11 protein-coding genes are annotated in these 14,285 nt (G+C 53.6%); all 11 read left to right on the top strand.

Features of this window, described 5'->3' with window-relative positions; translation table 11 throughout:
- The first annotated feature begins 1 nt into the window (after position 1).
- A complete protein-coding gene (locus tag ACT7DK_RS04605) occupies positions 2 to 1,048 on the top strand; it encodes an NAD-binding protein (RefSeq protein ID WP_445396779.1) in 1,047 nt (348 codons plus the stop codon).
- Positions 1,045 to 1,821, top strand: a complete 777-nt coding sequence (locus ACT7DK_RS04600) for an NAD-dependent epimerase/dehydratase family protein (protein ID WP_445396777.1) — start codon at positions 1,045 to 1,047, stop codon at positions 1,819 to 1,821. Before ACT7DK_RS04605 ends, ACT7DK_RS04600 begins: the two co-directional genes overlap by 4 nt.
- Positions 1,814 to 2,629, top strand: coding sequence for a sugar phosphate isomerase/epimerase family protein (locus tag ACT7DK_RS04595; RefSeq protein WP_445396775.1), 816 nt, complete (start codon positions 1,814 to 1,816; stop codon positions 2,627 to 2,629). Before ACT7DK_RS04600 ends, ACT7DK_RS04595 begins: the two co-directional genes overlap by 8 nt.
- Before the next feature lie 85 nt (positions 2,630 to 2,714).
- On the top strand, positions 2,715 to 2,909 hold the full coding sequence (locus ACT7DK_RS04590; RefSeq protein WP_445396773.1) for a hypothetical protein: 195 nt from the start codon (positions 2,715 to 2,717) through the stop codon (positions 2,907 to 2,909).
- Between the two features lie 30 nt (positions 2,910 to 2,939).
- Positions 2,940 to 4,112 carry a nucleotide sugar dehydrogenase gene (locus ACT7DK_RS04585; RefSeq protein ID WP_445396771.1) on the top strand — a complete coding sequence of 391 codons (1,173 nt, stop codon included), beginning with the start codon at positions 2,940 to 2,942 and terminating at the stop codon, positions 4,110 to 4,112.
- A complete protein-coding gene (locus ACT7DK_RS04580) occupies positions 4,105 to 6,633 on the top strand; it encodes a glycosyltransferase (RefSeq protein ID WP_445396769.1) in 2,529 nt (842 codons plus the stop codon). Before ACT7DK_RS04585 ends, ACT7DK_RS04580 begins: the two co-directional genes overlap by 8 nt.
- On the top strand, positions 6,630 to 8,366 hold the full coding sequence (locus ACT7DK_RS04575) for a hypothetical protein (RefSeq protein WP_445396767.1): 1,737 nt from the start codon (positions 6,630 to 6,632) through the stop codon (positions 8,364 to 8,366). Before ACT7DK_RS04580 ends, ACT7DK_RS04575 begins: the two co-directional genes overlap by 4 nt.
- Positions 8,367 to 8,412: 46 nt before the next feature.
- The gene (locus tag ACT7DK_RS04570; RefSeq protein WP_445396765.1) at positions 8,413 to 9,891 is read left to right on the top strand and encodes a methyltransferase domain-containing protein; all 1,479 of its coding nucleotides are present in this window, start codon (positions 8,413 to 8,415) and stop codon (positions 9,889 to 9,891) included.
- 9 nt (positions 9,892 to 9,900) lie between these two features.
- Positions 9,901 to 11,988 carry a glycosyltransferase family 2 protein gene (locus ACT7DK_RS04565; protein ID WP_445396763.1) on the top strand — a complete coding sequence of 696 codons (2,088 nt, stop codon included), beginning with the start codon at positions 9,901 to 9,903 and terminating at the stop codon, positions 11,986 to 11,988.
- Entirely contained in the window at positions 11,988 to 12,917 is a 930-nt protein-coding gene (locus tag ACT7DK_RS04560; protein ID WP_445396761.1) for a glycosyltransferase family 1 protein, read from the top strand. The genes ACT7DK_RS04565 and ACT7DK_RS04560 overlap by 1 nt, the downstream gene beginning before the upstream one ends.
- 332 nt (positions 12,918 to 13,249) lie before the next feature.
- Positions 13,250 to 14,158 (top strand): UTP--glucose-1-phosphate uridylyltransferase GalU, encoded by a 909-nt coding sequence (gene galU, locus ACT7DK_RS04555; RefSeq protein ID WP_445396759.1) that lies wholly within the window; start codon positions 13,250 to 13,252, stop codon positions 14,156 to 14,158.
- The last annotated feature ends 127 nt before the right edge of the window (positions 14,159 to 14,285 follow it).

Below are 14,285 nucleotides of genomic sequence, written 5' to 3'. Positions count from 1 at the left end.
TATGTTTAGGTTTGGGATTATCGGTGCCGGTTGGTATGGTTGCCATATTGCGTCAAGTTTTAAAGCGCTAGGTTTTGACGTTAAGGTTTTTGATAGGAAGGAAAGCGTTCTCGCTTTGGCTTCTGGAAATAATCAATTTAGATTACACCAAGGCTTCCATTATGCGCGCAGCTATCGCACCCGGGTGCAAAGTCGCGATGGTTATATGCGCTTTATCGAGCGCTACCCAACACTGTCAGACCCTATTACGCACAACCTGTATGCCGTGCCTAACCAGGACTCACTGATAGACTTTTTAACTTACCGTTTAATTATGACCTCATCCGGCATTGAGTTCTCCGAAGTTAAAGCAGAGCAACATGGCTTAACTAACTGCTCCGGCGTACTGCTAACTGATGAGCGGGTAATGCGTACTGATAAAGCCCGGGAGTTGTTTAACTTACGTCTTAAAGATAATTTACAGCTGGCAACTACGATAGAAAATGTCGACGAGCGAGATGGTAAGGTATTTTTGAATGGTGAGGCATTTGACTACGTCATTGATGCAACGTGGGGCAGCTTGCTGCCTATAGACCACCCGGTGTTTTACGAGCCTACGTTGCTGCTGTACTATCGTTCAAAGATTGGTTCATATGCGCTTACGATGGTAGATGGTAACCTATGTTCAATTTACCCCACTGAAGCCGCCGATATTTTTACGTTATCAAGCGTAACCCATACCCCTTTAGGTAAATACAACACTATGGCTGCTGCCCGTCATTATCTAAGCCAAGTAGATGCAAGTGTAATTGATAGCAAACGTAAGTTGATGGAAGAGCAAGTTAAACGTTATATGCCAGAATTTTGTGAAAAATTTGAGTATATAGCGCCGCAATTGTCGGTTAAAACTAAAATTATCGGCGCTACTGATGACCGCTCCTGTTATGTCAGTAAGCAAGGGCGTAAGTTTGTTGTAATGTCAGGTAAAATCGATACTATTTTTTATGCATCAGAATCTATTCTTTCTATGATTGAAGCAGAAAACGAAATTCAAGTGAGCAGGATATGAAAAGTGCACTAATTGGCTACACGGGGTTTGTGGGCTCGAATATATATAACCAGGCACCATTTGATGAAATCTTTAACTCTAAAAACATTGACGATGTTAAAGGTAAAGAGTTTGATCTGGTAGTGTGCGCGGGTGTGCCAGCCGTTAAGTGGTGGGCAAACCAAAACCCGGAGCAGGACTTGGCTGTTATTACTAGCCTGAGTGCAGTGTATAAGACGATTAAGGCAAAGCGTTTTGTGTTGATATCAACCGTAGATGTTTATCCTGTACCAACTAATGTTACTGAGACAACGCCAATAGATATAGATGTTGTAGGCCCTTACGGTAAACATCGGTTAATGCTAGAAAAATCGCTGGAAGGATGCTTTAAGCACTTTCATGTTATCCGGCTGCCTGGCTTATTTGGCCAAGGTTTAAAGAAGAATATTTTGTTCGATATGCTGTGTGGCAATATTCTTGAAAAAATTAACCTGCAGTCGTCTTTTCAGTGGTACCCGTTGTCGCGTATCTGGCAGGATATTCAAACAGTAGTTAGCAAAGGTTTACCTGTTGTGAATATGGCCGTGGAGCCTGTTTCTACCAAGGTAATTAAAGATACCTTTTTCCCTCTGTTGACTGTTGGTGCAGACCCTTTTCCAGCAGTACACTACGATATGAAAACAGATTTTCCGGCTGAATTTGGCATGCAATCAGGCGCTTATATGATGAACGCTGAGCAAGTGCTTACTGAAATGGCAAATTGGTTGAAGAACCCTGAGGTGAAGTGTGGGTAAAATAGCCATCTCCAATATTGCCTGGACAGGTAACAACGAGCAGGTATTTGAACTACTGGCCGGTTTAGGTGTCGGTGGCATTGAAGTTGCGCCGGGTAAAGTTAATAACGGCTGGGATGCTTTAAACGCTAATGTTATGGGCAACTATCGTAAAGCTTGTGACAGTTTTGGCTTGGTTATACCGTCATTTCAGGCATTCTTGTATGGTAAACCAGAGCTACAGTTGTTAGGCGATAAACAAAATTTTGCTGCTTTAAAACAGCATATGAAGTTTGTGAGTGAGCTGGCAGATGTTGCTGGCGCTAAAGTATTAGTGTTTGGCGCGCCGAAAAATCGTTTAATACTTAGTCATTCCTATGAAGATGCTTTAAAGCTTGCTGAGGAACGTTTAGCCGCTTTAGCTGAAATTTGTTGGCAGTACAAAGTAAGCATTGGGCTTGAATCTGTACCACAAATTTATGGTGGTGAGATTATTACCTCCTATAAAGAAAGTGCGCATATTGTTGCCGCTGTGTCTCATCCGGGCTTAGTGTTTCATCTGGATACGGGGTGCACATTTTTAAATGGTGATTCAATAAGCCAGGCGATTGAACGCAATATGAATTCGATAGCACATCTTCATATTTCACAGCCGAAATTAAGTGATTTCTCTGAACCTGCTGATTACCACTGTGAAGCTGCAAAAGCTTTAAATGCAGCAGGCTATGATAGTTGGCGCTGTATTGAAATGCTTGAAACAGAAAAATCCTCTGATGCAATCAGAACTGCTGTTAACTTTATCAATGAAAAATATTCGCATCACTCTTAGCGTTAGATTAATTTCGTTAGCTAACTCAATTTAGATTTTCAAATGCAATGATATATTCTGTCTACCGAAAGCCGAATAGGGGCGCTTGGCTTTCGGTGTTAATTATGATGCTGTTTTAAGCTTTAGCTTGCGAGCTCCTAAAAATAATCTCTATGGCGCCGCTGATTTCTGCAGCCAGTTTGCTACTGGCGGCGGCCGTGAAGGGGCTGCTGGAGTGAATGCTTTGCCTGAAGCTGAATTGCAAGAGCTTATTACCGCAACAGCAAACAAATACGGCTAATGCCAGCCAGCTAATAAAGAGTTTAAGACGATGAAATTTACTATTTCCATAGCCGGTACCGGTTATGTCGGTTTATCCAATGCTATGCTGTTGGCGCAGCATAATCAGGTTATCGCCGTTGATATAGTGCCGGAAAAGGTGGCCTTATTAAACGCTAAAAAATCGCCAATAGAAGATAAAGAGATTAGCGAATTTCTTGCCAACAAAGCACTGGACTTCACGGCAACTCTGGATGCAGAGTGGGCTTATCGTGATGCAGACTTCGTGATCATTGCCACTCCAACCGATTATGATCCCGAGACCAATTACTTCAACACAAAAAGTGTGGAGGCAGTAATTGAACAGGTTATATCGATAAACCCCAACGCCGTGATGATCATTAAGTCCACGGTGCCTGTGGGCTATACCGCATCGGTAAAAGAGAAGTTCAGCACGGATAATATTATTTTTTCTCCCGAGTTTTTGCGTGAAGGCAAAGCTCTTTACGATAACCTTTACCCCAGCCGGGTTATTGTGGGTGAGCGCAGTGCGCGCGCCGAGCAGTTTGCCGCGTTATTACAGCAAGGAGCGATAAAGAAAGATGTGCCAGTGCTGTTTACCGACAGCACCGAGGCCGAGGCCATCAAGCTGTTTTCCAATACCTATCTGGCCATGCGGGTGGCCTATTTCAATGAACTGGACAGCTATGCCGAAAGCCATGGCCTGAACAGCCGCCAGATTATTGAAGGGGTCGGGCTTGATCCTCGCATAGGCAGCCACTACAACAACCCCAGTTTTGGCTACGGGGGTTATTGCCTGCCCAAAGACACCAAACAGTTGCTGGCCAATTACAAGGATGTGCCCAACAACATGATCCAGGCCATTGTGGATGCCAACCGCACCCGCAAGGATTTTATTGCCGAATCGGTTATCAAGCGCAACCCTCGGGTAGTGGGCGTCTACCGTCTGGTCATGAAGTCCGGATCAGACAACTTTCGTGCCTCAGCCATTCAGGGCATTATGAAACGCCTTAAAGGCAAAGGCATAGAAGTGGTGGTGTATGAGCCCGAGCTGCACCAGCCCGAGTTTTTCCATTCTCGAGTGATCACTCATCTGGATGAGTTCAAACATACGGCGGATGTGATCCTGGCCAATCGTATGACCGACCAGCTACAAGATGTAGCCGACAAGGTATACACCCGGGATCTGTTTGGCAGTGATTAAATACCTTCGTCAGCAAGCGGCCAGGTTATTGCCCGGCAAGGTCAGGGCAGCCAACGCCATGCAAACAGCAGAAGAACGGCTGCTTCGCGAAAGTGGCCTGTTCAACCCCAAATGGTATTTGCTGCAAAATCCCGATGTGGCAGCAGTAGGCGCAGACCCGGTGCGCCACTACCTGCGGCACGGCTGGCGAGAAGGCCGGGAGCCGGGGCCGGCGTTTGATACTGGCTACTACCTGGAGCAGCAACCCGGCGCAGCGGCGGCAAACATGGCACCGCTGTTGCATTATCTGCAGGTTGGCAAGGCCCAGGGCGCTGCCCCCAAACTGCAGTGGAGTACTGCTCCCTGGTGGTGGAGCCTGTCTTCCTCCACCCATAGCGAAGCAGACCATGCCAGGCTCACACGCCTTGCCACAACCGGCTGGCCGGTCATTATTATTCCGGTATTCAATGCCGCCACTGCGGTTGCCGTGTGCCTGGAATCGGTTAGGGCTTACACCCCTTCAGGCTGCCGGATATTGGTGATTAACGACTCCAGCACAGACGCCGCCATTGTTCCATTGCTCAAACAATATGAAGCGGTGCCGGGTTTTGAGGTGTTCACTCACGCTCATAACAAGGGCTACACCCATACAGTGAACAAAGGCATAGCACTGGCCGGGCAGGCCGATGTTATTTTGTTAAATTCCGACACCTGCGTCTCCGCCGGCTGGGTGCAACGGCTGCGCTGGGCTGCCTGCTCCCATCCCAAAGTGGCAACTGTCACCCCTTTTTCCAATAACGCGGGGGCATTTTCAGCCCCTGTCCCCGGCGTTAATCCACTGCTGCAAGGCACCAGCCTTGCCGAGTGTGCTCGTGCCATTGCACAGGCATCCGGTCATTACTTGCCAGCAGTGCCTACCGGAAACGGCTTTTGCATGTATATGCGCCGCGCCTGCCTTGATGATATTGGCCACTTTGATGAAGCGGCTTTTCCTCGGGGTTATGGAGAAGAAAACGACTTTTGCATGCGTGCCGGTGCTCAAGGCTGGCTGCACCTGATTGATGACAGTACCTATATTGCGCATCAACGCTCGGCCAGTTTTGGTTCCGCAAAAGATGCCCTGCTGCAGGCAGGCCGTGCCGTGGTAGATGCTCGTTACCCCCACTACACAGAGCAGGTGCGCCAGGCATTTTCTGCCCCCGTGCTGCAGCAGGCGCGCAGCCGGGTGGGAACCGCGCTAAGGCAGTGTACCGACACTCATGCTCAAATCCGGCCAAGGGTACTTTACGTTATTTCAACACGTACCGGTGGCACCCCCCAGACCAATCAGGATCTGATGCAGGCGCTGGCACCAGAGGTAGAGGCGCTGGTGCTGCATTGTACTGGCCAGCGTATTGTGCTGGAACATTTTACCGATGGTGTGTACACCGAAATCAACAGCCACACATTGGCCGAGCCAATCAGTGCATTGCCGCACAAAAGCAAGGAATATGATGCGGTGGTAGCGCACTGGCTGATGCAATGGTCGATAGAGCTTGTACATATTCGCCATATTGCCTGGCACAGCCTGGGGTTACTCGAGGTAACCTTTCATCTTGGCATACCCACTATATTCTCTTTTCACGACTTCTATACCCTGTGCCCGACCGTAAAGTTACTGGATGACAAAAAACAGTTCTGCGCTGCACGCTGCACAGCCGGAGAAGGCCACTGCCAACATGAGCTGTGGCCAGAGAGCAGTTTTAATCATCTTAAACACGGGCAGATCCATGCCTGGCAATCGGCGTTTGAGCAGGCACTCTCCTTGTGCGATACCTTTATTACCACCACCGAGTTCACCCGTAACCTGCTGTTGCAGCGCTACTCGGCACTGGCAAACAAACCGTTCAGGATTATACCCCATGGCCGAGACTTTGCCGCTCTGCAACAACTGGCAATTTGCCCCAGTAACGATAAACCACTGCGGATGGTGGTGCCGGGAAACCTGTCGGAAGCAAAAGGCGGAAAGTTAATACAGGCTCTGGCAGAACAAACGCCGCCTCAATTACTGCAAATCCATCTTTTGGGAGATCTGGAGCCCGGCTTGCAAATGCCGGATCATGTAATTTTCCATGGTAAATACCGTCGCAACGAATTTGCGCAAAAAATTGCCGAGATCAGGCCTCATCTGGGGGCTGTACTCTCTATTTGGCCCGAAACCTGGTGCCATACGCTTACCGAGCTCTGGGCGTGCGGCATCCCCGTTGTGGGTATGAATACCGGTGCCGTGGGTGAACGCATTGCCTCCACGGAGGCAGGCTGGCTTTTGCACAATGCCGATGTAACCGAACTCCGGAGCTTACTTATTACTGCCGCCAAACAAGATGAGTGGCAGCAGAAAGTAAACGCGGTTCACCAATGGCAGCAGAACGATGGAATAACTTCCACCACAGGCTGGATGGGTAAGCAATACTTGAATGTTTATCAACAAACCAGTCCAATCTTTAGCGTTCATAATCACGCATTTGTTTGCCAAATTGAAAATTCTCAGGAGCACACATGAATTTATTGTTAGGTGCCTCGGCCATTCACTACAGAGACGAGGTTGCCTCCCTGCTACAGCAGGTGGGTATAAGCCCCGTTGCTACACTGGACCTAATTGGCGAGCAAGAGCTAAGTCAGGCAACTGAATCATTGGCTAATAATCTCCCAGCTATTGTGCTTTACGCCCCGATGGATCTTGCTTTGGAGCAAGCCATTAACGAGGGAGTGCCAGTTGAACAGGCGATAACGTCGTGGCAACAACACACTGCCCAACTTGTTCTATTTTATAAGCAACACCGGGGCAAGGTGCTGATGGCAAATCTGGAAGAAGTGTTTGCTGCACCTCAGGCTTTTGTGGATGCTTGCCGTCTTTGCTGGCCGGAGCTGACAGTTAATGTTAATGCTCCCATCACCGCTGAAATTAAACCAGATCCTTTTTTTCAATTGTTGGCTCATACACTGTTTACTCATTCAGCCGCTCTGCAAACGCTCAGCCAGCAACTGGCTGCTTTGGCTCAACCCTTGTCGGACCAAGATTTCGATCCGACACTGTTACCTGTGAATATCAACCTGTTGGTAAATCATTACCAGAAAGGGTTATCTGCCCTGCAGCAACTCCCGGTTGTACTGGAACAGCAAGCCAGTAGCCAATCACAACTGAAAACGTTAAAAGAGAAATTAGAGAAACGTCAGCAACTTCTTGCACAGGAACAACAAGATCATACCAAAACCAAAAAAGAACTAAATGAAAAACAACAGGAAAATCAACTTTTTCTCAATCAGCTATTTTCTGTACAGGAAGAACTAGAGTCTCGATTACAGAACAGTGAGGAGCAAGCCTCTAACCATCTACAAAAACAGCAGGCATTGACCCAACAACTTGAACAGGAACAACAGGCTCATACTAAAACAAAAAAAGAATATCAAAGTCAGATAAATCAACTGCAGAAGCAGATTAAAACTCTGAAAATAGAAAAATCTCAGGAGAAACAAAAGCTAGAAGATAAACAGAAAGAAAACCAGCTTCTGCTAGAGCAACTGTTCACTGTTCAGGAAGAGCTGGAATCACGCTTACAGGAGCATGATAAGCAAGTTTCCCATCATCAGCACAAACAACAAGCATTGGAAAAGCAGCTCCAAATGGAGCAACAGGCTCATGCCAAAGCAAAGCTGGAGCACCAAAACCAGCTTAAGCAGCTGCAGAAGCAGCTGAGCACCCTGCAACAAGAACAGGAGGATGCAAAGAAAAAGCTGGCAGAGCGGCAGACTGCTGTACAGGAACAACAGCAGGAAAATAAGCTTTTGCTAGAGCAGCTGTTTAATGTTCAGGAAGAGCTGGAAAAATATTACCTGGCAGCCCGTAAAGAAGATGAGCAACAAGATCCTACCGGTTTAGCTGCCTCTGGCCAACAGCAAACTCGTAACGCAAAAACTTCGCTGCTAAAGCAACAACTGCAAAAGCGAGCAGATCAAAAGGCCCTTCGGCGTAAGCTGGCCGATTTATATAGCTCTCCCCTGTTCGATGCCAAATGGTACCTTGCCCAGTATCCGGATGTAGCAATCGATGAAAAATTCCGCAAGAACCCGGCACTCCACTACCTCAAATTTGGTGGTTTTGAAGGTCGCAACCCCAGCCCAAATTTTGACAGTGCCGCCTACCTGTCACTTAATCCAGATGTAAGAGCCGAAGGATTCAACCCGCTTCTACACTACCTTCGCTTTGGCCAGGCAGAAAATCGGCGCACTGGCTAACAATGAGTGAGTGGCGCACTCGCCCCTTTTTATGTGAGAACAATAGATGCAATACCAGTCGTTCCCCGATGTAAGGGGTGGTTCAGAATCGTTACAGAAACTGTCTTCTCTGCGTTTGCCGCCGCTGGCGGGCAAGCGCTTTCTCGATGTGGGTTGCAACGAAGGCTTTTTTTGCGGCTACGCCCTGTTCGACGGCGCCGCACGCGTGGTGGGCATAGATAAATCGGCGGAGGCCCTTTCCCGGGCCAGGCTGCGCTTTGCTGCCGCGGAGTTTCTTAACCAGTCCTGGGATTGCCTGCCCGAAGGCCCCTTCGATGTGATTACCCTGCTTTCGGCCCTGCACTATGCCGAGGATCAGGCCGAGCTTATCCACCGGCTGATGGAGCGCCTGTCGGACAACGGCCTGCTGGTGCTGGAGATCAGCATGGCCCCGGGCCACCAGGACGAATGGATAAAGGTCAAGCGCGCCATCGACGAGCGCTACTTTCCCACCCGTATCAAGCTGGGCAAGGTATTGAAAGACTATGCCTGGAAGGTGATAGGCCACAGTGTGAACCAGGCGGGGGACCCGCTGCAGCGCTATGTGGTGCATGTGCGCAGGCTCAAGCCCTATGCCTGGCTGCTGATGCAGCAGCCGGGCACCGGCAAGTCCACCATCAGCCGGCGCATTTTCAGCGGCAAGCCGCAAGTGCCCGTGGTGTCGGGTGACCGTACCTATCTGCAAATTACCCAGGGCAAGTTTGACATTTCCGCCGGGCTCCGGGAGGCGGTGAGCCAGGGTTTTACCACCGCCACCATAGACAAAACCACCCGCCGGGTATTGGAGCAGGGACTGATGGCAGAGCTGGTGGAAGTCTGGACCCGGCAGGCCGGGTACCGCGACTTTATACTAGACTCGTATGTGCCTGCAGAGTTCCACCAGCAGGTCAGAAACCAGCTGCATGCCTTGGGGTACTTTCCGGTGGATATCAGTTGGGAGACCCCTTCCCCCCTGATCAAGGCGCGGGATGCCATCGACAAGGCCAACAGTTACGAGGCCCATCTTAAAAAAACCGTGGTCGAGGCAACGGCCGGCCGGATCAGCATCCGCAAGCTGTTGAAGCCGCAGCTCAAGTCGCTGGTTCGCTGGCACCTGGACTCGCCCACCCCGGGCCAGCTGCATGCCGACTCCAATGCCCTCAGGCTGTCGGGCTGGGCGCTGGGAAGCGAACGTTATCAAACCTGCTACCAGGTTTACGTGAGCGGGCCCCGGGGCCGGTTGCTGTTCAGCCCCCGCAAGGTCCGCCAGGACGTGCTGACCGCCTTGTTCGGCCAGGAGCAGACCGCGCCGGCGTTTTGGCGCACCACGCCTTGCGGTTTTTCGTTCGAGCTGCCAGCCGCCTGGCTGGAAGACGCCTTTGAACTGGGCGTGCAGTTCAACGGCGAGCAGGTTCCCCTTGCCCGGGTATCCACAGAGTCGGCCGGGTCTTCGCCTGGATTCGGCACCCAGCTGTTGCGCAGTCTCAAACGATACAGCGGCAACTAAGGGGATCTTGTGACGGTATCGCCTTTAAAAAACGAGCACATCCAGTGCTTTGAGTTAACGCCGGCTCGGGGCAAGCTAAGCCCCGGCTGGGTGCTGATCACCGCCTTGCTGGAACACCAGGGCTCGGCCCTGCAAGGTACCCTGGTAACGGAAACCAGAGCGGGCGAGCGCCGCTTTTCTCCTTTGCCTATTACGCTGAAGGGGCGCCTGCACGAGCTGGCCCGGCTTCCCGCCGGGGTGTGCAGCGCCTGGGTGGAGCTGACCAGCTCGCTGCCGGTACAGTGCAGGGTTCCTTTCCAGGTTCGGCCTATCAGTACCCTCGCCAGCCGCTATGTGATTTATCGCCGTATTGTGCATACCCCGGTATCACAACGCCGCGCCCTAGGCATTACCATGGGCATGCAGCTTTTTCGGCCCTACCGGGCATACCGGCTGGCCGCCAACACCCGCTATTACATGGCATCGCCCACCTATGCCGAATGGATAGCCTTGTTCGAACGCTTTACCCCGGCCGATTTGAGCCGGCTGCAGCGCGCCGTTAAAAGCCCCAAGCTGCGGGAAGTTGTTTTCGAGGCCGTTATCGACGCCCGGGAGCACGCCGATGCCAACGCCATTGCCAGCAGCCTGCGCAGCCTTGAACGGCAGCATGCCCTTTCCTGCCGGGCCTGCATTCTGGTTGACGACAATACGGCTCCGGCATTGCCCCCATCCCTGCAGGGCCTGGCCACTGTGGTCAACCTGGCCGGGCTTGAAGCGCGGCTGGCCGCTGCCGGACATTCCTGGGTATTCATGATGCAGCCGGGCACCGAGCTGGCTCCCTGGGCCCTGGCCTGGATGGCGGTTGAGGCCGCCAAGGACGAGACCCAGCTTATCTATTCCGACCATGATCATCTGCTGGCAAGCCGGCGGCAGGATCCCGTGTTTAAACCCGACTGGTCGGAAGAGCTGGCTCACGCCTCGGGCTATGTGGGCACGGCCTTTGCCCTGCGCAGCGAACTGCTGCTTAAGGTGTTGCGGCAGTCCGGCTTTGCCGGCGCCTACCAGCTGGTGCTGGATGCCGCCGCCCTGGCCGGTGCCGGCGGGGTCTGCCATATTCCCGCCGTGCTGTGCCATCTTGCCCGGCCACCGCAACCGGTGCGGCCACAGCGGCAGGCTCTGGAGCGGCATCTGGCCCAGCAAGGGGTAACCGCCGGGGTGGAAGCCGTGGGCGATTACCTCCGGGTACGCTACCCCTTGCCTGCGCCCTTGCCCAGGGTGAGCATTGTGGTACCCACGCGGGATGCGCTGAATTACCTGCAAACCTGTGTTGAAAGCGTGCTGGAAAAAACCACCTGGCCCCATTACGAGCTGTTGATCGTCGATAACCAAAGCAGCGATCCGGCCACCCTGGCCTACTTTGAACAAATCGCACAGGATGAGCGCATCCGGGTATTGCCCTACGACCAGCCTTTTAATTTTTCCGCCATCAACAATTTTGCGGTGCAGCAGGCCAGGGGCGAGGTGATCTGCCTGCTGAACAACGACACCGAAGTGATCACCCCGAACTGGCTGGAAGAAATGGTGTCCCGCCTGTTGCAGCCCGGGGTGGGCGTGGTGGGGGCCCGGCTGTATTTCAGCGATGGCCGGGTGCAGCACGCCGGCGACGTGCTGGGGCCGGGGGGCTGTGCCTCGCACCTGCACGGCGTTTTGGAAGGGGATAATCCGGGCTATATGCACCGCGCGGTATTGGCGCAGGATCTGTCGGCGGTAACCGCCGCCTGTTTTGTTACCCGGCGGGAACTGTTCGAACAGCTGGGCGGGCTGGATACCGACCACTTGTCGGTGGCCTTTAACGACGTGGACTATTGCCTGCGGGTAAGGGAAGCGGGCTGGCGGGTGATCTACACCCCTTACGCCGAGCTTTATCACCACGAGTCGGTTTCTCGCGGCAAGGACGATTCGCCGGAAAAACAGGCCAGGGCCAGGCGCGAGGCGGACTATATGCGCACCCGCTGGGGCCATGTGATTGAGCGGGACCCTTTCTATAACCCCAACCTCAACTATTCGCAGCCGGATTTTAAACTGGGCAAAATTCCGCGGGTGGGCTGGCCTTGGTAATGCCGCACCCTCCTTCCCGCGCCCTTGTTGTCGAGCAGGGAGCCAACCCCAGCACGGACTTTTTTGTGCGCCCCCGGCTGCTGGCCAACGGGGATGAGGTGCTGGCCCTGGGGCTTAACGGCACGCCGCCGGAAACGGGAGCCCACTTTGGCACCCTGGTGTTTGTGCGCTATTTAACCCCGGCCTGGCGCCGCTGGGTGGAGCAGAACCGGGCCGGGCTGGGCCGCCTGGTGTTTTTTATGGACGACGATCTGTTCGACCTGCGCGCCCATGCCGGCCTGCCCTGGCGCTATCGCTGCAAGCTTTGGCACCTGGCCTGGCGGCACCAGGCCTGGCTGAAAAAAATGGGGGCCGAATTGTGGGTGTCCACCCCTTGGCTGGCGGAAAAGTACGCCCACTGGTCGCCGCTGGTGTTGCCGCCCGGCTGCCCCTATGGCGACGACCGGCCGATGAACACCCTGTTCTATCACGGCTCGGCCTCGCACCAGGATGAAATTCGCTGGCTTTATCCCGTGGTGGCAGCGGCGCTAAGCCAGGACCCGACGCTGTGTTTTGAAATCATCGGCAACGCCCGGGTGCGGGCGCAGTTTGCGGCCCTGCCCCGGGTGCACGTGCTGCACCCCATGAAATGGCCGGCGTACCGGGCGCTGCTGGCTCGCCCCGGCCGCACCATCGGCCTGGCCCCCCTGCTGGAAGGCCCCTTTAACGCCGCCCGCTCCTGCACCAAGTTTTTTGACATTACCCGGGCCGGCGCCGTGGGCATTTATGCCGACCACCCGGTTTACCGCCCCGTGGTACGCCATATGCAAAACGGCCTGCTGCTGCCCATGGACCAGCAAGCCTGGGTGGAGGCTATTTTACGGCTAAACGCCGGCGAGGAAGAAAGACGGGCGATGTTGTACCATGCCCGTGCCACGGTAACCGGTTAACAGCCGCGGGGCCAAGGGTCGAATTTATTCGACCGAACCCCAACGCCGTTGGCGGGACGGTCCGTTGAAACGGACCCTACAACAAACCCCGTGTTCCCCTGTTGTCATCCTCGCGTTCCCCTGTTGTCATCCCCGCGAAGGCGGGGATCCAGATGCCAACGCAGTGTTGTGCATATCGCCCTGGACTCCCGCCTTCGCGGGAGTGACGGGGTAAAGCGCGGGAGTGACGGAGCAAACACGGGAGTGACGGGGGATCGGAACGGTCCATTGAAATGGTCCCTTATTCGCGCAAAACCAGTCCCTAAAAATTCAAACAATGACAGGATAAAAACATGAAAGCCATCATCCCCGTTGCCGGTTTGGGCACCCGCATGCTGCCGGCCACCAAGGCCATTCCCAAAGAGATGCTGCCGATTGTGGATAAACCCCTTATCCAGTACGTGGTCAGCGAGGCCGTGGCGGCCGGCATCACCGAGATTGTGCTGGTTACCCACTCCAGTAAGAATTCCATCGAAAACCATTTCGATACCAGCTTCGAGCTGGAAGCCACCCTGGAAAAACGGGTAAAGCGCCAGTTGCTGGACGAGGTGCGCTCCATCTGCCCGGCGCATGTCACCATCATGCATGTGCGCCAGGGGGTGGCCAAGGGCTTGGGCCATGCCATTTTGTGCGCCCGCCCGCTGGTGGGCAACGAACCCTTTGCCGTGCTGCTGCCGGATGTATTGATAGACGATGCCGCTTCCAACCTTAAAACCGACAACCTGGCGCAAATGAAGGCCCGCTTCAAGGAAAAGGCCATCAGCCAGATCATGGTGGAGCCGGTGGCCGCCGAGCAGGTCAACCAATACGGCATTGCCGACTGCATGGGCCATGAGGTGGCGGTTGGCCAGAGCAAGCCCATTACCGCCATTGTGGAAAAACCGCCCGTGGATGAAGCCCCTTCCAACCTGGCGGTGGTGGGGCGCTATGTGCTAAGCCAGGCCATTTGGCCGCTGCTGGCCAAAACCCCGCCCGGCGCCGGTGACGAAATTCAGCTGACCGATGCCATTGCCGAGCTGATGACCCAAGAGCAGGTAGAAGCCTACCGCATTGTGGGCAAAAGCCACGACTGCGGCAGCAAGCTGGGCTATATGCAGGCCAATGTGGAATACGCCCTGCGCCACCCGGAGCTGGGCGCCGCCTTCGCCGACTATTTGGGTCAATATGCTGAGCCGCAGGTGGTGAACCTGAGTTTGCCGTAAGATCGGCTGTCGACCAAACCCCAACGCCGTGGGTGGGATGGTCCATTGAAATGGATCCTACTATCGTCATCCCCGCGTTCCCCTGTTGTCATCCCCGCGTTCCACTGTTGTCATCCCCGCAAAGGCG

The organism is Zobellella sp. An-6, assembly GCF_052487945.1.
Note: the sequence above shows the minus strand (reverse complement) of the source record. Positions and strands in the feature narration are given on the sequence as shown.

Excerpts from the sequence above, each read along its gene's own strand:
- ACT7DK_RS04605 (WP_445396779.1), top strand. The coding sequence starts at position 2 with ATGTTTAGGTTTGGGATTATCGGTGCCGGTTGGTATGGTTGCCATATT.
- ACT7DK_RS04600 (WP_445396777.1), top strand. The coding sequence starts at position 1,045 with ATGAAAAGTGCACTAATTGGCTACACGGGGTTTGTGGGCTCGAATATA.
- ACT7DK_RS04585 (WP_445396771.1), top strand. The coding sequence starts at position 2,940 with ATGAAATTTACTATTTCCATAGCCGGTACCGGTTATGTCGGTTTATCC.
- ACT7DK_RS04575 (WP_445396767.1), top strand. The coding sequence starts at position 6,630 with ATGAATTTATTGTTAGGTGCCTCGGCCATTCACTACAGAGACGAGGTT.
- ACT7DK_RS04570 (WP_445396765.1), top strand. The coding sequence starts at position 8,413 with ATGCAATACCAGTCGTTCCCCGATGTAAGGGGTGGTTCAGAATCGTTA.
- ACT7DK_RS04560 (WP_445396761.1), top strand. The coding sequence starts at position 11,988 with ATGCCGCACCCTCCTTCCCGCGCCCTTGTTGTCGAGCAGGGAGCCAAC.
- galU (WP_445396759.1), top strand. The coding sequence starts at position 13,250 with ATGAAAGCCATCATCCCCGTTGCCGGTTTGGGCACCCGCATGCTGCCG.